This is a genomic window from Paenibacillus wenxiniae (assembly GCF_039822605.1).
Taxonomy (GTDB): Bacteria; Bacillota; Bacilli; order Paenibacillales; family Paenibacillaceae; genus Saccharibacillus; species Saccharibacillus wenxiniae.
In genome coordinates, this window is record NZ_JBCGUH010000002.1 from 204,311 (window position 1) to 223,962 (window position 19,652).

Consider the following 19,652-nt stretch of genomic DNA (forward strand, 5'->3'; position numbering starts at 1 on the left):
GCGCAGTGAGGATAAGTACAACAGCAACATGCAAGTAAATAACTATCCCAAACGCTATCAAAATGGTGAACAGACGTGTAGCCTGCCATTTATCGGATATCGGATGGACAGGGCAGGCTGCCCTTATTCACAATCAGGAACAGGAGAAGACAGATTATGCCTATGAAAATCGTATGGACGACGCTTAGAACGAGCGCGGTTTTATTTATCGTATGCTGTGTCATTTATCAGCTTGCCATTACAGGCATCGCCAAGCTCATTATGCCGCATCAGGCATCAGGTAGCTTGATCTACAATAGCCAGCATCAGGTGATCGGCTCCGAATTGATCGGTCAGCAGTTTAAAGATCCACAATTTTTTCAGGGACGGGTATCGAGTGTCGATTATAATGCGAACGGTTCGGGTTCCTCGAACCTGGCTCCATCCAATCCAGCGCTGATCGAACGGATGAAAGCTTCGATTGAAGCGTGGAAAAAGCAAAACCCGGATGTGCCGGTATCTTCACTGCCAATGGATCTGATTACGAATTCTGGTTCCGGTCTTGATCCAGACATTAGCCCGGGAGCGGCGCTGGCTCAAGTACCCCGTATTAGCAAGCTGACCGGTGTATCCGAGGACAAGCTACAAGCTCTGATCGCACAAACGACGACTTCGCCACAGCTCGGTATGCTTGGTAATTCGGCAGTCAATGTGCTGAAGCTGAACATCGGTCTGGAGCAATTACAAGCAGGCTCGAACTCATGAGTACATTTAGACGCAAATCGCCTGAAGAATTGCTGGAGATGATTACCCGTCTCAAACAGGGCAAATTAAAAATTTATATCGGAGCCGTTAGCGGCTCCGGTAAAACGTATCATATGCTACGGGACGGTCAACTGCTCAAGCAGGATGGACTGGATGTAGCATTATGTGCGGTTTCCACGTTACGGCGACCGGAGACGGTACAGCAGCTTGGCGATCTGGAACGGATTCCGAGTATTCACTGGATAAAGCACGATGCGGAGGGACAGGCGTGTGAGCAAAAGGATTTGAATGTGGAAGCGATTGTTCACCGTAATCCGGAGGTACTGCTCGTTGACCATCTGGCACACCGCAATCGTCCTGGTGCAGAGCACGCCACACGCTGGGAAGACATTCAGTATTTGCTAAGCAAAGGGATTAGCATTATGGTCACCGTCAATGTGTATGAGCTTCAAGGTGCGGCGCAGCTTGCCCGTCATTATCTTGGGCGAGAAGTAGAATGCACCGTACCTGAAGATGTGCTCGTACAGGCGGATGAAGTAAGGTTAATCGATGTGACACCTGAGGTGATTTTACAGCGTGATCTGGCAGGGCATTTGAACGGCAGTACAGATCGAGCTTATTTTGAACGTGGTAATCTGGCGGTGCTCCGTGAGTTGGCATTGCGAACAGTTGCTGAAGGTGTGGGCGATCTGCTGGAAAAGCATCGTGCAGAACAAGGATTAACAGGACCGAGTGGCACAGCAGAGCGTATTATGGTACTGGTGCAATATCACTGGAATGGTTCGATCTATATTCGTCGTGGACAGCAGATTGCTCGTCGGCTAAGCGGTGATCTGCTTGTCGCTTGCTTTCGCAAGCGCGGTGTGAAGCTGTCAACAGAAGAACGCACATTTAAACGGGCTTTTCGAGAATTGACCGAGCAGATCGGCGGCGTATTTGAGGAAATTGTCATTCGCTCACGTTTTTCCTTATCCCGGCAAATGGTTAACTATGCCCGCGAGCATCAGGTGACCCGAATCGTACTCGGACACTCCCGGCAAAAGCGTTGGCAGGAGCTAATTAACAGTTCCATTGTGAATGGACTGCTGCTGCACACACGTCATATCGACATTTTCCTGATGGCGGATCGTGCGGAGCAGGAGGGGGAACGCATTTTACCCGCACGCACCGCAGCGGTGAAAAAACCGGAAACGTATCGCCGCCTGCCCTCAGATGAAATGAAACGTCAGATTGAGAGCATCAAGCGCGGTACATTTAAAGTGTATGTAGGTGCAGCACCTGGTGTGGGCAAGACGTATACGATGTTGCGCGAAGGTAGAGAGCTGCTTCGTCAGGGCATCGATGTGGTGATCGGACTTTTAGAAACGCATGGACGTAAAGAAACAGCGGAGCAAGCACAGGAATTACCGCTTATGCCACGCCAGCTTATTTCATACAGTGAGCGACAACTGGAAGAAATGGATCTGGATGCGATTATTGCACGCAATCCAGAGGTGGTACTTGTCGATGAACTGGCGCATACGAATGTGCCCGGCAGTCGCAATGCGAAGCGGTATGAAGATATTCGCGAGCTACTGGAAGCGGGTATCTCGGTCATTTCCACCGTCAACATTCAGCATCTGGAAAGTTTGAATGATGCGGTCGAGCAGATTACAGGCATTCGAGTGCGCGAGACAGTGCCGGATTCGATTTTGCATCTGGCAGATGAGGTGGAACTGATCGATGTGACACCACAGACATTACGGCAGCGACTAAGTGAAGGTAAAATTTATGCAGCTGCCAAAATTGAACAGTCGCTCAATCACTTTTTTAAACTCGGTAATCTGATTGCGCTACGTGAGCTTGCCTTGCGAGAAGTTGCCGATGATGTGGATGAGCGGCTGGAGTCATGGGAGCGCAATACATCGCTACGGGGTCCGTGGCGTAGAGAAGAAGTGATTTTTGTCGGCGTGAAGCTGGATCACGAGGCAGAGCGTCTCATTCGGCGTGGTTTTCGCACAGCGTATCGTTTAAAGGCAAAGCTTGTCGTGACGTATATTCATGATGGAGCTGAGAGTACGATGATGGAAGAGGAGCGTAGTAAGGCAGAGCGATTAATGAAGCTCACCCAGCGATTGGGCGGAGAATTTTATATTGAATATCGAACCGGTCGCATGAGTATGAAGGAACTGGCGCGCTATATTAATGAGCAAGCTACGCGTCACGAGGCAACTCAGATGGTGATCGGACAGTCCAGCACACCACGCTGGAAACGCTGGGGACGAGAATCGATTTTGAAAAAAGTATTGCGTGAAGCGCGGAATATGGACGTACTGGTCGTAGCTGACAGGGATTGAGACCAAATTTGTCACCCTGTAGCTACGGCTTTTTGTTGCTTAGGCATGATTCGTATACATATATTAATGTAGGTGTATCATCATGATAAATGAATGCTATACATAACAAATACACTGGAGCGTGTACACAAACGCGTATCTGTCCTTTATTTCTTCGCAAAGTAGGTCTACTCCAGCAAAATAATGTACACAGACGCTCTGGATCATTTTAATTTAGGGATGAAACGTAGCGCTGTATCTGCATGATCTGTACCATTCCTATCGCTTTCATCGTGTATAGGATCGTGTGCAAGCCAGCGAACTGTAAACACAAACCGTGTTCCACCCGTTGGTTCAGGCTGAGGTTCAATCCAGATCGTGCCGCCCATCAGCTCGACCAGACATTTGCTGATGGCAAGTCCAAGTCCGGTTCCGTCCTCATTGCGAGTAATCGGATTATGCAATTGATGAAAAGGCTGGAACAAATACTCGATCTGTTCATGAGGAACGCCAATACCACTATCGGTTACACTAAATTGTAACAATCCACCTTCTACCGTTTGCGAGTGTGGCGTGACGGCAATATGAATATGCCCCTGTAGCGTGAACTTGATCGCATTGCTCAGTAAATTTAACAGTACCTGTCTCAACCGCTTACTATCGCCCTCAATAATCTCAGGTACTTGCGGATGAATGGATAGCGATACATTCAATCCTTTCTCGCTGGCGCGGACAAGCATCACATCCAACACTTCGCCCATCATCGCTCCCACATGCAGCGGCTCGTATACCATTTCCATTTTGCCCGCATCCATTTTGGCATAATCTAAAATATCGTTCAGCATTAGCAGCAATGTGCGTGTACTTTTATCGATAATACGTGCATAAGCAAGCTGCTGCTCATCCATACCATCCAAATCTAACAAAAGCTGCGACATGCCCAGTATGCCATTCATGGGTGTACGCAGTTCATGACTCATCACCGACAGAAAATCTAGCTCTTTATACAGTTTGGCAGGAGATCCTTTCGCTGATGTCGCTTTTTGTACGAATGGAGCAGAAACCGGATGCGTGAGCAGAGACGGTACATCCGCCTGGGGAACAGTAGCATCAGAAGCAGACCCAGCAGCTAGACCTTTGGAGTGGATAAGATGATTCATATCGTGCTCATTCCGTACAGCAAGCTGTGGCATCAGATGTAGCAATGTGGCGGCAGGCAACTGCATGCCATCGCACGTATATACATACTGAACCAGTGGTGAACAATAGATGGAATCGATATCCGTCTCCGTGCCGGCAGAATGGTGTTGTGCATGTTGTGCATGCGAGACAGAGGCAGGCTCGGTTGTGGCATGTAAGCGTGAAGACTGAGAAGTAACGGATGTTATCGGTATCCAGCTTTGTAACGTTTCTATGCTGAGTTGTTGCCATACATGAATAGACTTATTTTCGGCCATTGCAAGCTGGATCGAATGCAATACTTCATAAGGCAATGGTGCGATTATACGATCAGTGAGATGAGGAGATAAATCATGTGCTGATTGTTGAAAGGACGCATGTAGAGAGCGTTTGGAATCGATTGAAGGAATCGGCTCCAGTGGAACCTGAGATGAATCTGGGGGAGATCCCGCTGCTGTAGGATAACCAGAGCTAGAGTTTACAGGGGGTACATCCACAGGGATATATTGAATGCGCTCAAGCCATTCCGATGAGAAGTTGAACGGTTTTAATTCCTGTTGAAGGGTATCGAGTATATACATATGATCGATCATAAACAATATAGTATCTTTACTGTACTGCAACAAAGATAAAATGTAAGCAATCATATGCTGAATATAGATCGGATGGCTTTCATAGACGTAGAGAGTGGCAAGATTCGATTCATGCCCGTTTGCTGTCTGTTTCAGACGTTGATTGGTCATTATTCACTCCAGACGACCGCTTCGAAATAAAAAGAAGCATAATCGATTAATGGACGTACACTGAAAAGGAAAGATCGCTTATATAGTTAAGCCATTTATATAAGTGATTGAAAATATCCTAATCCTGTTGTATACCAAAAATCCAAAAAAATCCAGCCATCCTAACTATATTTTTGTAATAAACAATGAATTTTATCGTATTTTGAGCTTTTATTCGTCATATTTAATCGTAACCTGCCCTGAATCAGAATAAGCATCAATATGAGCTGAGCCTGCCGCCGATGTTTGCGAGCGCTCCGTCTGCTCATTTGCTACATATGCCTGATATGTGCCTGCAAACGTAGAATCAGCATCAATATGAATATTAGCAGAGCGCACATGCACATCGATATCGTGTGAGCCAGTCAGCATCAGCTTTACATTGCCTGAATGAGACGCAATATTGGCATCACCACCCAATTGATCAATTTGCAGCGCGCCTGAACCTGTAGAAGTATAGACATGACCATTGGCTGTGCCGATTTGCAATTGTCCAGAACCGCTATGCAAATTAAGCTTTGATCCGTTCCACGTATGAATGGATATGTCGCCGCTAGATGTGGTCAGCTCTGTATTGCCGTCAAGCTGTTGCGCTTTAATACGACCGGAACCGGATTGAACACGAATCTGCTTGGCTTGCACATGATTTAGATTAGTTTGCGCAGAGCTTAAACGAAAATTAGCCAGTTGCAAACTGTCTGGCTGAGCCAGCTGCACCGTAATATACTGCACATGAGGCTGAACACGTGGTTTCACCAGTTGCCAGCGCTGCTGCTGTCTGCCCAGATTTAGCTGCAATGCGTCTCCTTGCAAATGGCTTCGTGCCAGCTGTTGACGAATGCTAGATATGACTGCTCCTTTAAGCGTCACATGATCCTGTCCATCTGGACTCGGTACAAACTGAACAGCAATTTCATAGTCGGATTGAATATCCAGCTGCTTCATCGCGCCAGCAGGGAGTTCCCAATGGTGCTCATAGGTTTGATTTTGAGGTGGATTCCCAAGTTGTAGCGTATCTTTTGTAAAAGCGGCTAATCCTAATACGCCTGCTGCGAGCAGCCCGATCCCAATCCATCTGTTCAAGTTGCTCCACCTCCGTGTCTGTACATATGATTTGTATGTATCGTACCATTCATAACTGTTCAAAGCCAACCGTGTGGGCGAGCTTTCATCATTTGAGAAAGGACGTGGCATAAAAAATGAGCAATGAACGTCTACCTCGTACACAGATTTATCGCTAAGCAAAACATGCAGATTTCAATTGAAGCAGAGACGGTTTGAATAAAGTCTCTGCCAACGTATATATAGATAAACTTGTGCTTGTCAATAGGCGCTTTTCAATTACAGAACAAAGCGTATACTATAGTGCCAAGCTTGTGTATCGTATGGCAAAACCTAAACCAAGTACGGCACAACCTAAAAAACCTCTACGCTCCAATAAAATGGAGGTAGAGGTTGATAGGTAGTACTTATTATTTATTGCGAACATGCAGAGGGATTAATAGCCCGCGTTCAGACCTACATTACGAAGCAATGAATCTGTGTACTGACCAACCGTTGTATAGTTTACCGTTGAGATTTCAGGCTGTTCTGTACGCAAACCGTTGTATATGTCCAGCACATGATTAGTGCTCAGGTCTGGATTCAGTACAGGAATGACAGCTTTACCATTAGCCTGCGCTTCAGTGGTGGCTACGATACCGTCTTTTCCGTATACCGCTTCAGCAGTCAAATCATACGAAACGACTGGCATAATGAAATCGACCGCAGGACTGAACACTTGTACATTAGGACTGGTGCCATCTGTATTCGTTACATCGGTCTGTACGCCGATCGGCAGTGCAGGCTTGATGGCGCGAATATTATTGCTTGTTTCTTTAATGTAAGCAGCCAGTTGATCTGCTTTCCAGCTGTTCCATTGAGCTACTTTGTTGGCATCTGTACTTTTGGTAAAGTCCAATTTTTTCGGGTCAAAATTGTTAGTCGAACGGAAGCTTGTGATCGTATTTGTATTCATATCCACACGATTTGTATCAAAGTCCATACCGCTCAGTACAACGCCATCGATATTGTAGTTGGTCACGACTTCTTTGACGATGGAACGTTCATAATTTTGAACATCCTGCTCAAATGGGTTTACATAGTACTCGCTACCATTTTGACCGGTATAGGTGCTAATGCGACCGTTATCGTCGATACTGCGCATTTGCCATGAAGAGTTGCGGTCAATTGCAGCTTTGTCCTGAAATTGTGGAACCCATGCACGAACTTTGATGCCGTATTGATGTGCTTGCTCAATCACAGTTGACAAAGCATCAAAGCCGTCATAACCAGGTGCTTCTTTCACGATGCTGCTATTATAAAATACATAACCGGAAGATCCGTTCACATCGCTATCTTGTTTCACACTCATATTAATGACGGATACATGATTGCGTGCCGCATTTATAATGAACGAATGAACATCATCAGCATTTTTGAAATTAGCTTCCGTTTGTACGGTAATTTCATTAGTGATTGGTGTGACGGAAACAGGTGCTTCGGCGGTGGCAGCGTGTGTCGATTGCCATGGAAGCAAGGATACTGCCAGTACGGCAGCGGAAAGCGAATAAGCGATTTTTTTCATCATAATCTCGATCCTTTCATTGTGCGTATGAAGTGTAAACCCGGATGTGACTGTGCAAAATTGTAACTCAGTTTTTTCGCAACTTTACCATTATAGTATGAATAAAGGATGAACGATAGCGACGTACACCTACGACAAACAGCGGCTTTGACAGCAAAACAGAACAAATACTGCAAATCTAGCCATCTGGCAGACGACAGCCTTAATTTCAAACTATTTTACGCTTTTTTATTAGGTATACTATATATTACGTTTGCTAATCAAAAAAGGTTGCACATTTTCTTAAAAAAGATGATGAATTTGAAAAAAGTTTTGTTGGATCGCTGTGAATGTTCGAAAACTACAATATGGCTTATACGATATAGCTTACAAAGCAGGCAATATTAGTGCCGACAACAGGCAAAATTTTAAATTGCTGGCTGTTCATGTTAATGTATAGAAAGACCTGTCATTGTCATTACCCTTTTTTGCCATTCAATACAAGCTGGCTCGCTGCATACATAAAGAAAACAGTGAACGACGGGAATGGCTTTTGGTCACTGAATGGGTACAATCCCTGATTATTTTAAAAGAGAAAGGAAGACATCATGAAGACATTCAAAACCCTTTTATCGCTCAGCCTGGTCTTGACGGCGCTCACACCAGCTATGGCTGTACATGCACATGCAGCCCGTCCTACTACTTCAACAACCGTGAGCAGTCCTTCTGCTACAGCAAACACGACATCAAGTACATCATCAAACAAATCGGTCTCCTCAACCGGTGAAACGAATACACAACAACCTGAGGTGAACAAGCAATTTTTTGATCAGCAAAAATCAGCCGTTTTACGCGATCTGACAGGTAGCGAGCCTGTAAGCACCGCAGCAGCGGATGGAACGTCCGCCGATCAGCTGCAACAAGCGGATTATACGTATATGACCGTGACAGGTGAGGTGTACAGTTCGAAGCGCGGTTATCTCGGAGCGGCCAAACGTGATGATGACAATGCGCCGGACAATCGCTCCAGCGTAACCCAATTTGATCCGAACAATCCGATTCCGGTAGAGCAGGTAAATGGTGGTAATACCGGTGCATTTGAACGCAGACAGCTAGGGTTTGAAGGTTTTGACAGCATCACGTCTGACATTACGCTGCCTACTGTAAGCGGTCTTGGACCAGGCGAGCAGCCGTGGGTCTACTATGGCTTTGATGCGGAAAGCGGCAAAGCGATCGAGGCAGGCTATTCGTATCAAACCGGTTCACATCGCTGGTTGCCGTACATTCGCTCGAACGGCTTCTACTATGGCGACTCCAGCGTGCAAAAGTATGATACCAACCAGGTGAAAAATGTAAAATTTTATCTGGCTAAAACGGTAAGCAGTGATACGTATTATAATGCATACTTTGTAGTGGATAATACGCAGGTCTTGATTGCACCTACGAAATGGACAGATAGCGATTCCAATTCCACATCGGTAAAACGTGTAACTTCGATTGCAAAAAAAGCATTTACCGGCTATGACATTGTGGGCAGTACGATGAATCAGCGTTATGAAAATGTACAGGTATCCCGCTTCTATGAAGAACAAGGATATCCGTGGTCACAGTATAGAGAATATACCGAAAATCGCAATGGACGCTGGTATGGAACACTGGATAATATGCCAAGCTATGTGCATCGCGACTGGCTTAGCACTTCCATTTATAATGGGAACAATCAGTAAGTAGCACTTGTATGATTGACGGTGCAGGCTCATGATTCGCGAGTTGAACTAGGGCATGCATGTAAACTGTTTTTGTTGATGCAGACACTACTCCGGCAAGTAATAAAGGGATGGACTCTGCTGTTGCACAGGAATCTATAAGGTACAAGTTGGCATACATGTACTCCTATAATTTCTTCCTACGATCATATAGAACAAACGGACACCTTATGGAGAGGGATTGCAAGCTCCTCTTCGACAAGGTGTCCGTTTGTTCTTTTTAAAAGTTAATGAATATGCTCGTTACCTGTTGTTACATCATTAGATTCATAACGTATCTTTGGGTATCTAATGAAGAAACATATGGATCAAATGCGTACTAAAGCAAATGTGTTTCTTCTATAAGAAGAGCATTATAGATCGGAAAACACGACAGATTAGCATAGCACGATAGATCGCCTGTCATAACTCATGTCTATTCATTCGGATCTATTAAGCAAGTAGCACCTAAACTAACAAGGCTTCACGTGCATCATACAAGCTATGACCCTTTTTAGGCGTTCACTTCAATTAGCTCCAGATGCACAGCGACCGTATCGGTATCCTTTTCCAACCGAGGAATCGAGGTGAAGTAACGATGTACACTCGCTTGAAAATGAATCCCATGTTCCGGTACACGTACTTCTACTACAGGTTGATACAACGTTGACGTAACGTCATGGTACTGTTCACCACCTGTAATGATAAAATCAATCGAAAGCAACTGGCGTTCCGTATCATTTTCCGATAAATGCTGTGTAAGTTCATAGCTTGAAGCCGTTAAAGAAAGTTCATTGATGAGTACAGTCGTTGCTTGATGATCGGACATCCGCTATTCACTCCTTTCTATAGGTAGCCTGTTCGTTTAATACCAACATACTTGAACCGTGTATGTGCAAGTGCGATGTGGATAAAGTTAATTTTATTCCACATCCCATCGATGCGGCTCATTCACCGTTAACCATGTACGCTGAATAGTAATCACATCCGATCATATGAATGAGTGTAGCGGGACAGATTTATCCAGATCGAACAGAATATATATTCAAAAGCGTTCAATCGTAGCCTCAGCGTATGTGCAGCTCTTGTTGAGATAGGCTTGCACGGCTTGCATGTAGCAGGTCTTACTCAGCTGCTGCATCGATAGACTGACCTTCTTGTATAGCCGCCTGTAGCATCGAAATCAACTCGGCGAGTGGAAGTTGCTGTTGTTCACTGGCACTATGCTGACGGACACTAACCGAACCGGATTGCTGTTCTTGTTCGCCAACGACAACGATATAAGGCGCTTTTTGTTGCTGGGCTTCACGCATTTTATAACCGAGCTTATTGCTGGAACTATCGACCTCAGCGCGCAGACCGGCCTGTGCGAGCATCGATTTAACTTGGAATGCGTAATCTTCGTAATGACCGGATACGAGCAGCACCTTCACCTGGACTGGAGCGAGCCAGAGTGGGAATGCACCGGCATAATGCTCAGTCAAAATGCCAAGGAAGCGATCAATCGAGCCGTAAATCGCTCGATGAATTACAACAGGACGATATTTCACACTATCCTCGCCAACATACCACAGATCAAATTTCTCAGGCATTTGAAAATCAAGCTGGATTGTGCCACATTGCCAGCTTCGGCGCAGCGCATCCAAAATGTGAAAATCGATCTTCGGTCCGTAAAAGGCACCATCTCCCGCATTGATCCGATACTTCACACCGCGCGCTTCCAGCACATTTTGCAGTGCTTGTTCCGCCTGATCCCATAGCTCTTCTGAACCCATATAATCATCCGGTCTTGTCGACAGCTCAATTTCATACTCGAATCCGAACACATTGTACATATCATCGATAAGCTCCATCGCGCGGGCAATTTCCGCTTCGATCTGCTGTGGTCGTGCATAGATATGTGCATCATCCTGACAAAATGTCCGTACACGCATTAAGCCATTCAATGCTCCGGAAAATTCATGCCGATGCACCTGTCCAAATTCCATCATCCGCATCGGCAAATCACGATACGAACGAAGCTCATTTTTATAAATCAACATATGCCCCGGGCAGTTCATCGGCTTCAAGGCGAAATGCTCGTGATCAACCTCGGAAAAATACATATTGTCTTTGTAATGATCCCAGTGCCCGGATTGCTCCCATAGCTGCTGGTTCATCATAAATGGAGTCCGTACTTCCTCATAGCCGCGCTGAAGTTGCTGCTTACGCGAAAATTGCTCCAGCTCTGTGCGAAGCAGCATCCCTTTCGGCAAATAAAAAGGCATCCCCGGTGCTTCATCCGAAAACATAAACAATTTCAGCTCGCGTCCCAATCGGCGATGATCTCGTCTACGTGCTTCCTGTAACCACTGCAAATGTTCTTCCAGCTCTGCACGCTCCGCAAACGAGACCCCTTGAATGCGTTGTAGAACAGGGCTGGATGAATCGCCACGCCAGTATGCACCAGCCACACTCATCAAACGAAACGCTTGTAGACGATTGGCAGATGGCAATAATGGTCCCTTTTCCAATTCCATATAATCGCCCTGCTCATAGACGATAATCGATTGCACCTCGGCAGCAATTAGCTCATTTAATCGCTGGGCTTGATACGGCTGTTGTTGCGGATCGAAGCGCTTTTCTGCTTCGGATAGGTCCAGTTCACGTCGTTGTAAGGGATGGTGTTCCGCAGCAATCTGTTTCATCATCTGCTCAATCGCAGGCAAATCCGCTTCAGATAACGAATGCTCCAACTCAAAATCATAATAAAAGCCTTGCTCTGTTATAGCTCCACCACCGAGCTTAACATGATCTACGCCATACAGACGTTGTACCGCCTGAGCGAGCAGATGAGCAGCACTGATCCGATAGATGGCTGGACTAGCTTCATGAGCGGAAGAAATGATTTCCAATTGCGCATCGGCAAAAATAGGAGTGCTCATATCGACGAGTTGTCCATTGAGCAGACCAGCAATCGCACTTTTGCCAAGCGCAGAACTGATCGAGCGTGCAATGGAGGCGATCGATTCACCAGCAGGGTAAGAACGGATCGAGCCGTTCGGCAGCGCTACGTGAATCGCGTCAGACACAGAAGCAGCATGGGATGCTAAATCAGAATGTGCAGCGATTGAAGCTTCATTGTCGTGAGCTGAATTGGCAGAAGGGGCAAGAGGATGGATATTAGCACGAGCAGATGGATGTAGATTAGACATAGATCAAACCTCCAATGATGTAAATTGAGTAGAAAGCGCAAAAAAGCACACAGGTCCCAGCAGGGACGAGTGCGCTTGGCTCGTGGTTCCACCCTAGTTCAGCCTGACCGTTCCGGTGAATCTGCAAAGCAGTGTTCACACCGGGACTGTAGGCCCTCATTGGCATCCGGTAACGAGGATGAGTCGGTAATTCCTAATGATGTAGACTGAATCGCAACATCGAGCAGTAGTTGGAGTTTGGAATAGATTGGGATGCAGTCAGCAGCAGATGCGTATGTCTGGGACCAGACACCATAAGCGATCTTTTGCTAACAACGGCAACTAACAATCGATTCATCATACCATTCTACCTTCAAACGATCCGTCCCATGTTCGGGAGTACAGCTACAGAGTGGTAATTCCTCAATCGTCGACTGGAAAAGCTCACAGCAATCGCTCTTCTCTCTGGGCAGCGCAGATAGGGAATCTTGTCTCTGGTCATCGCCAAAATGTGTTATTGGTTCTCGATTATAGGAGTCATTTGGGAAAAGGTCAAGAGGGGGAATGGAATTTTTTGCATGGTTTGTGAGTTGGATATGATGAAAAGATGGATAGGTGTACACAAATGAATTCAATGGATAACAAAAAAATATTAATTTGTAAATGATATTACATATTATATTTGCGCACATCCATGAACCGCTTACAGAAGTAATGGGCGATGGTTCTGCTTATGGAGAGGATTTGAACTAATGTTTAAAAATCACTTTATAAATCTCGCATTATGCCATCTTTCAAACGCTTTGAACCATAGTACAGATAACCATTTCAGCCTATAGTTAACCTATACCAATGTTCAGGGAGGCTGAAAGTAACATGAACAAAATCACATTCCTCGGTGCAGGCAGTACGGTATTTGTGAAAAATGTATTAGGTGACGTGATGATGACGGAAGCCTTGCAGGACTTCGAATTAGCGCTATTTGATATCGATGCAGAGCGTCTGAGTGATTCCGAACGTCTGCTAACGAGTATGGCAAGTTCGCTAGGAAGTCGCTGTTCGGTGAAGGTGTATCATGACCGCAAAGAAGCATTACGCGGCGCCAAATACGTGATCAATGCGATTCAGGTTGGTGGTTACGATCCTTGCACTATTACAGATTTTGAAATTCCGAAAAAGTACGGTTTACGCCAGACGATTGCGGATACACTTGGAATCGGCGGTATTTTCCGTAATCTGCGTACGATTCCGGTCATGCTCGATTTTGCACGGGATATGCAGGAAGTGTGTCCGGATGCCTGGTTTCTCAATTACACGAACCCGATGGCTGTGCTGACGAATGTAATGAATGTACACGGTGGCATCAAAACCGTCGGTCTCTGTCATAGTGTGCAGGTGTGTGTACCGCATCTGTTTGAAGCGCTCGGCATCGACCAGACTGGCGTAGTCGCTAAAGTCGCGGGTATTAACCATATGGCATGGTTGCTGGAAGTGACGCGAGATGGGCAGGATTTGTATCCAGAGATTAAACGTCTCGCACGTGAGAAGCAGAAAGCGCAGCATGACGATATGGTTCGTTATGAGCTAATGCATCGATTTGGCTATTATGTAACCGAGTCGTCCGAGCATAATGCGGAATACCATCCATATTTTATTAAGCGCAATTATCCAGAACTGATCGAACGATTTAACATTCCGCTGGATGAATATCCACGTCGTTGTATTAATCAAATTGCAGACTGGAAAGACATGCGAGAGAAACTATTTGCCAGCGAAAATATCCAGCATACTCGCAGTCGTGAATATGCATCACATATCATGGAAGCGATGGAAACCGACCGTCCTTACAAAATTGGCGGTAATGTGATGAACACAGGACTGATTACGAATCTGCCACGTGAGGCTTGTGTGGAAGTTCCTTGTCTGGTTGATGGCTCAGGCATTAGCCCAACGTATATCGGTGATCTGCCACCACAGCTCGCTGCGCTGAACCGGACGAATATCAATACCCAATTGCTAACGATTGAGGCGGCCATGACTGGTAAAAAAGAGCATATTTATCACGCCGCTATGCTTGATCCACATACAGCTGCTGAACTATCGATGGACGATATTGTAGCGATGTGCGATGACCTGATTGAAGCTCATGGCGACTGGTTGCCCCCATTTACTTCGTAATCCATACCAATTTCATTATAGTGGAAATACGGTTCCTTTCTACATCTGAAAGGGACCGTATTTCGTTAGCAAGCGGTTCATATTGTATCGACTGGTGAAATGATAAACGAGCCAAAGAGGAATCAAAGGGATTATTTCTTTGCAGCCGATCAAAATCCGATTACTGTTGCATAATCTGTCATCCTCCCAATCGTTTAAGAGTATAATGAACATAATGAATAGGATAAATCAACCCAATGAATCAACCCAACAACGCATTGGCGGCTTAGCACACGTATATCACATTTACGACATTTTACATCGAAAGGGTGGATCTCCATGACACGGCAATGTGCGATTTTGGACGACTATCAGCAGGTGGCTTTACGCATGGCAGACTGGTCTCTGTTGGATGGACAGGTACATATTCGTATTTACTCTCACGAGATAGCTACAGCAGATGAACTTGTACACGCAGTGAAAGACTGTGAGATTCTGGTCATTATGCGCGAGCGAACGCCATTTCCAGCAGAAGTGTTAGAGCGATTGCCGAAGCTGCGTCTGCTTGTAACGACAGGCATGCGTAACGCTTCGGTCGATATAGCAGCTGCCCAGCGACTCGGTATTACCGTCTGTGGGGCAAGAGGGAGAGGAGCTGCACCGACCGAACTGACATGGGCGCTTATTCTTGGACTCACCCGTCATCTAGTGACCGAAAATGAAAATTTCCGTAATCATGGACCGTGGCAGACGACGATTGGCACCGGTCTATATGGCAAAACACTCGGTCTGGTCGGATTAGGCCAGATTGGTAAACGAATGACACGTATTGCCCAGGCGATGGATATGCGCGTCATCGCCTGGAGTCCTCATTTAACAGCGGTACGTGCAGAGGAAGTAGGAGTGGAGGCAATCGGTACATTAAACGAATTGATGGAGCAAAGCGACATCGTTTCGGTTCATATGGTGCTGAGCGAGCGAACACGTCATCTGATCGGTGCACAGGAGCTTGCGCATATGCGTCCGGGCGCTTACCTGATCAATACATCCCGTGCAGGCTTGATCGATCAGAGCGCGATGATCGAGGCGTTACAGCATCATCGGATTGCCGGCGCCGGACTGGATGTGTTTGAACAGGAGCCTTTGCCAGCCGATCATCCGCTGCGCTCATTACCGAATGTGCTGGCGACTCCGCATATCGGCTATGTGGCAGACGATAATTATCGCTCTTTTTACGAGGATGCGGTTGATGATATTGTGCAGTTTTTAAAAGGGGAGCCTGTGCGGGTACTGAAACCATAAGCGGCACATGAAAATGACAGTAGCGATCAGGTGATGAAGTATGCAGCATGCTGATTATACAAAGCGGAGCTTACAGAGTAGATCGTACAAAAAAGATGAAGCCGATAAAACTAATAAAAACAATAAAACTAACAAAATAACAAAACTAACAATACCCGCGATTGTAAGTACGCTAACCGTATTTACAATCGTTAGCTTTACCCTTAATTGGAGTGGACTATCGGCGAAATCAACGATCATAACGTGATTTGCAACCACAACTAAATGATTTGAAAACGAAGATTTTATGCAGATTTTGTAGATTTTATTGTGCATCCAATCATCACTTTTCTCTTATATTTTTCTTTTTAAATAATAATTTCAATATATGAAAAATTCATAATAGGAAACAGCAAAATGCCGCACCTCCTCATCAGCGTGCGGCATTTTACAATCTTCAAGCTTATCCTCTATTCATCTCACGTATCAACAACGCTACCCCTTACAAAATCGGAGATAATAAACGCGCAAACGATTCAATCACCTTACGATACCACGGACGTGTTCTGTAGCCTTGCAGTGTCAACACATCGCTATCCTCAATATCTTTTAAGAACAACTCCTGTAGTTCTGTTGCTGTTTTGGAATCATACACAACCGCATTGATCTCGAAATTGAGCTTGTAACTGCGAATGTCCATATTAGCGGTTCCGACCGAAGCGATTTTGCCGTCGATCACCATCGTTTTGGCATGTAGAAAGCCTTTGTTATACAGATAGCAATGCACATCCAGCTCTAACAGTTCTTGCAAATACGAATACGATGCCCAGTATACCATCGGATGATCGGGACGCTTTGGAATCATCAGATACACCTGCACACCGGATAAAATCGCTGATTTGAGCGCCGTGATCATACTTTCATCCGGTATAAAATAGGGAGTTTGGATCATCACACTTTTTTTCGCTTCATAGATCATTTTAATATACGAGTATTTAATCGTTTCCAGACTGCTATCCGGCCCACTGGATACAATCTGCATACCGATATTACCTTCAAATGGCTTCGAGACAGCGAACAAGGAGTAATCCCGATCCATCGGTGTATTCAGCGCCAGATGCCAGTCTCGTAAAAAATGAGTCTGCAACTGTAAAATAGCGGAGCCTTCCACACGCAGATGCGTATCGCGCCAGTAGCCAAATTTTTTCACATGACCGAGGTATTCATCACCTACGTTAAAGCCGCCGATATAGGCACATTCGCCGTCAATAATAACAACTTTACGATGATTGCGGTAATTAACTTTAAAGTTAATAAGCGGAATGCTAGGTGGGAAAAAGGCTGCTGCATGTCCTCCGGCATCACGGAACGCCTTGAGAAATTTCTTGTTGATTTTGGAGCTGCCCCATGCGTCATATACGAGACGAACGGTTACGCCTTGTTTCGCTTTTTCCGTCAATGCTTCCATTAACTGGCGTCCAAGATCATCACGCTGAATAATATAATACTGCATGTGAATATATTCCTTCGCTGCGGCAATATCGCGGAATAAAGCTTCGAACTTTTTTACACCATCGGAAAAAATTTGTACTTCATTGTCCTGTGTATACAGGGCGTAGTTGCTGATCAGATGCAGATGTACCAGCTCGTGGTACTGACTGATCGAGGCATCATTAAAACGAAATTGTTTGTTCTCGAATTCGGTACGTTGATCGTTAACGACGGATTCGATGATCGAGCGAAAGTCCTTGCGTAGTCGGAAGCGTTTAACCCGGCTCAGATTTTGTCCGAGGAAGAGGTATACGATAAAGCCAACGATTGGGATAAAGAGCAATACCATAAGCCATGCCCAGGTTGCCCCAATATTACGTCGCTCCAGAAAAACGATGAATAATGCTAGAAATAAATTGATTACGAGCAAAATCCAGGAAAAATGCGAATAAAAGTTCAACATTCCCAGCTTCCCACCTTATAATAGTTGTCTGTGCGCCAATACGCGCTACTACCAGCATATCAAAAATACTGCAATTGCACACTACATACCTATTCATACCCAAAATCATCCACATAAGCATTGCATCCCATCTCATCATAATTTATAATGATAATCATTATCATTTAAACATAACGATAAAGTATACAATGAACTGTCTTTAAGGCGGTAACGATATAGGGGGCTTTGCGGATGGCGGGCAAGCATGAGCTAGAGCTATACGACGTAACGATTATTGGTGGCGGTCCAGCAGGACTATACAGTGCTTTTTACAGCGGGATGCGCGATATGAAAACAAAGATCATCGAATATAACCCGACACTTGGCGGTAAAATTTTGCTGTATCCTGAGAAAATTATTTGGGATGTGGGCGGCGTGCCACCGATTAGTGGTGAAGGATTGATTCGTAATCTGACCGAGCAGGCGATGGTCTTCGAACCAACCATTGTGCTCAATCAGCAAATTATGAATCTGGATCGTCTGGATGATGGAACACTGTTGCTCACATCCAATACCGGTGAGCAACATCATACGCGGACGGTCATTCTGGCAATGGGACATGGTATTCCGAAAATGCGTAAGCTGGAGATCGAAGGAGCCGATCGCTATGAGGTGACCAATCTGCACTATACGGTACAGGAGCTGGCGGTATTCCGCGACAAACATATCGTTATTTCCGGTGGTGGCGACTCGGCAGTCGATTGGGCGAATGCGCTCCAGCCGTTAGCAGCAAGTGTAACGGTTGTGCATCGTCGCGAAGAGTTCGGCGGTCATGAGCGTAATGTGTTACGTATGAAGGAAAACTGCCATGAAATACTAACTTCTTTCGAGCTAACCAGTTTGCATGGAAGCGGAGCGCTTGTGGAAGGTGTAACCGTGAAACATGTGGAAACAGGGGAAGCCCGTACACTGGAGTTGGACGCACTTATCGTAAATCATGGTCTGACAACCGACCTCAGCCCGATGCTTGCATGGGGATTGGAGTTGGGTGAGTACAATATGCCGATTGTAGATGAAGCACGTCAAACGAATATTCCAGGCGTATTTGCAGCCGGTGATCTGATTCAATATGATGGCAAACTGCGTCTGATCAGTGGAGCGCTGGTCGATGGCGGTACAGCGGTCAATAGTGCCAAGCGTTATCTTGACCCTGAAGCACATAGCCAGGCATACGTCTCTTCACACAATCAAAAGTTTAAAGAAAAGAACAAGCAACTGGAACAACAACCTGTAACGGTAAAATAAATGCAGTTACACAAAAGCAGTCACACAAAAGCAGTTACAAAAAATAGTTATACAAAAGTAGCGTCGTGACGTTGCCGGTCAGAAGGTATTTCAGTGTGGATCTCTGAGTTTATCTTACGCATGTATCTTATTATAATGAATAGGCATACAACGATGTGCTTTGTCCTATAAGTATAGGCTAGTTTATATCATCATTTTAATTGATATCATTGTTTCGTGTTCATGATGTACTACATTTTGGCGTGTAATCGAATGAGTTTAGCGTGTCACGCTTAGCTTGACATTCGTTAGTTACACAATATGGCTCAAAGGCTCTGTACCGATGATGGTGCAGAGCCTTTTTATTATATTTTAATTATGAATAGTTATGATGACCTGTATTTATGCTAGGGCGTGTATACAAACTCGTATAGGTGTAAGCGCCCTTCACTGC

The 19,652-nt window shown here is 45.4% G+C and carries 12 protein-coding genes; 6 read left to right on the forward strand and 6 right to left on the reverse strand.

The window, feature by feature from the left end:
* Positions 1–156 precede the first annotated feature (156 nt).
* Together kdpC and AAHF22_RS04070 are read left to right on the forward strand one after the other, a co-directional pair.
* Positions 157–744 (forward strand): potassium-transporting ATPase subunit KdpC, encoded by a 588-nt coding sequence (gene kdpC / locus AAHF22_RS04065; RefSeq protein WP_347323692.1) that lies wholly within the window; start codon positions 157–159, stop codon positions 742–744.
* Positions 741–3,080, forward strand: coding sequence for a universal stress protein (locus tag AAHF22_RS04070; protein WP_347323693.1), 2,340 nt, complete (start codon positions 741–743; stop codon positions 3,078–3,080). The genes kdpC and AAHF22_RS04070 overlap by 4 nt, the downstream gene beginning before the upstream one ends.
* A gap of 203 nt (positions 3,081–3,283) precedes the next feature.
* Here AAHF22_RS04070 and AAHF22_RS04075 read toward each other — a convergent pair whose 3' ends face one another.
* The 3 genes from AAHF22_RS04075 to AAHF22_RS04085 all read right to left on the reverse strand — a co-directional run bounded on the left by AAHF22_RS04075 (position 3,284) and on the right by AAHF22_RS04085 (position 7,649).
* Positions 3,284–4,981 carry a sensor histidine kinase gene (locus AAHF22_RS04075; protein WP_347323694.1) on the reverse strand — a complete coding sequence of 566 codons (1,698 nt, stop codon included), beginning with the start codon at positions 4,979–4,981 and terminating at the stop codon, positions 3,284–3,286.
* 210 nt (positions 4,982–5,191) lie between these two features.
* A complete protein-coding gene (locus AAHF22_RS04080) occupies positions 5,192–6,103 on the reverse strand; it encodes a DUF4097 family beta strand repeat-containing protein (protein WP_347323695.1) in 912 nt (303 codons plus the stop codon).
* A 415-nt stretch (positions 6,104–6,518) separates the two neighbouring features.
* Positions 6,519–7,649, reverse strand: coding sequence for a family 10 glycosylhydrolase (locus tag AAHF22_RS04085; RefSeq protein ID WP_347323696.1), 1,131 nt, complete (start codon positions 7,647–7,649; stop codon positions 6,519–6,521).
* A 584-nt stretch (positions 7,650–8,233) separates the two neighbouring features.
* Here AAHF22_RS04085 and AAHF22_RS04090 point away from each other — a divergent pair.
* Positions 8,234–9,352 carry a hypothetical protein gene (locus tag AAHF22_RS04090; protein ID WP_347323697.1) on the forward strand — a complete coding sequence of 373 codons (1,119 nt, stop codon included), beginning with the start codon at positions 8,234–8,236 and terminating at the stop codon, positions 9,350–9,352.
* A gap of 532 nt (positions 9,353–9,884) precedes the next feature.
* Here the strand turns inward: AAHF22_RS04090 and AAHF22_RS04095 are convergent.
* Positions 9,885–10,199: a DUF3219 family protein gene (locus AAHF22_RS04095; protein WP_347323698.1), complete on the reverse strand. Its 315-nt coding sequence runs from the start codon at positions 10,197–10,199 to the stop codon at positions 9,885–9,887.
* A gap of 295 nt (positions 10,200–10,494) precedes the next feature.
* Positions 10,495–12,564 carry a threonine--tRNA ligase gene (thrS, locus tag AAHF22_RS04100; RefSeq protein WP_347323699.1) on the reverse strand — a complete coding sequence of 690 codons (2,070 nt, stop codon included), beginning with the start codon at positions 12,562–12,564 and terminating at the stop codon, positions 10,495–10,497.
* Positions 12,565–13,419: 855 nt separating this feature from the next.
* On the opposite strand from thrS, the gene AAHF22_RS04105 reads away from it, so the two are divergent.
* Positions 13,420–14,721, forward strand: a complete 1,302-nt coding sequence (locus AAHF22_RS04105) for an alpha-glucosidase/alpha-galactosidase (protein ID WP_347323700.1) — start codon at positions 13,420–13,422, stop codon at positions 14,719–14,721.
* A gap of 318 nt (positions 14,722–15,039) precedes the next feature.
* Positions 15,040–16,002: a D-2-hydroxyacid dehydrogenase family protein gene (locus tag AAHF22_RS04110; RefSeq protein WP_347323701.1), complete on the forward strand. Its 963-nt coding sequence runs from the start codon at positions 15,040–15,042 to the stop codon at positions 16,000–16,002.
* A gap of 481 nt (positions 16,003–16,483) precedes the next feature.
* On the opposite strand, the gene cls is transcribed toward AAHF22_RS04110, so the two are convergent.
* Positions 16,484–17,935: a cardiolipin synthase gene (cls, locus tag AAHF22_RS04115; protein ID WP_347323703.1), complete on the reverse strand. Its 1,452-nt coding sequence runs from the start codon at positions 17,933–17,935 to the stop codon at positions 16,484–16,486.
* 231 nt (positions 17,936–18,166) lie between these two features.
* Here cls and AAHF22_RS04120 point away from each other — a divergent pair, with 231 nt between their 5' ends.
* On the forward strand, positions 18,167–19,219 hold the full coding sequence (locus AAHF22_RS04120; RefSeq protein WP_347323704.1) for an NAD(P)/FAD-dependent oxidoreductase: 1,053 nt from the start codon (positions 18,167–18,169) through the stop codon (positions 19,217–19,219).
* Positions 19,220–19,652: the final 433 nt, after the last annotated feature.